The organism is Iodobacter sp. BJB302 (genome assembly GCF_002735645.1).
In the GTDB taxonomy this organism is placed as follows: Bacteria; Pseudomonadota; Gammaproteobacteria; order Burkholderiales; family Chitinibacteraceae; genus Iodobacter.
This window is the reverse complement of sequence record NZ_PDZG01000184.1, coordinates 1-725: the sequence shown is the minus strand read 5'-3', so window position 1 is coordinate 725 and position 725 is coordinate 1. Positions and strand designations below refer to the sequence as shown.

The 725-nt window shown below is 40.8% G+C and carries 1 tRNA gene and 1 rRNA gene; both read right to left on the bottom strand.

The features are described 5' to 3' along the window. Positions 1-109: ribosomal RNA gene (locus CSQ88_RS22540) — 23S ribosomal RNA — on the bottom strand; the annotation flags it as partial. Between the two features lie 291 nt (positions 110-400). Then, a tRNA-Ala gene (locus CSQ88_RS22535) sits at positions 401-476 on the bottom strand. Positions 477-725: the final 249 nt, after the last annotated feature.

Here is a 725-nt window from a genome sequence, read left to right as displayed (position 1 = left end):
ACGGGATCAAAGCTTATTTGCCAGCTCCCCCGTGCTTTTCGCAGGCTAACGCGTCCTTCTTCGCCTATCATCGCCAAGGCATCCACCAGATGCACTTAGTCGCTTGATCCTATAACCTCAAACACGTATCAACAAAGTTAATACCATTCAAAGTATCTGATTTCGCTTTGTTTGCGACACTTAAACCTCAGTTCTGACTTCGAGATTTAAGTTTTGATACAATCTACCCTTATTTATTTCTAAATTTGAGTATTACTTCTTCTATTTTTTTAAAGATCAAAGATACGTCTTGCTGATTTTAGAAATCAGAAATAAACCATCGTCCCAAGCCATGAATCTCTCTTGAGACAGTGATTTATTTCTATTTTCTGCTTTACTTCTTTCCACCACTCGAAGGGAATGGTGGAGGCTAACGGACTCGAACCGTTCACCCCCTGCTTGCAAAGCAGGTGCTCTACCAGATGAGCTAAGCCCCCAATTACTTCGCTATACTTCGGCATTCAATCTCTCGTTTACTTTAGTAAACGTCGAGATTTCATTTCTCGTCTAGCTCGCAATCAATTTGCTGCTATTTAAAATCAAATTGGCTGCTCAATAAACTCATTAAGCAATCACCTTTGCTAACCGCAATAGTCAAGTGAGGCTAGGAATAAAATAACGCCGTGTACGTTTTAGTACACAAGTTGTTTTATGACGACGCATCACGCAGGCTAGTGCGGATTAGA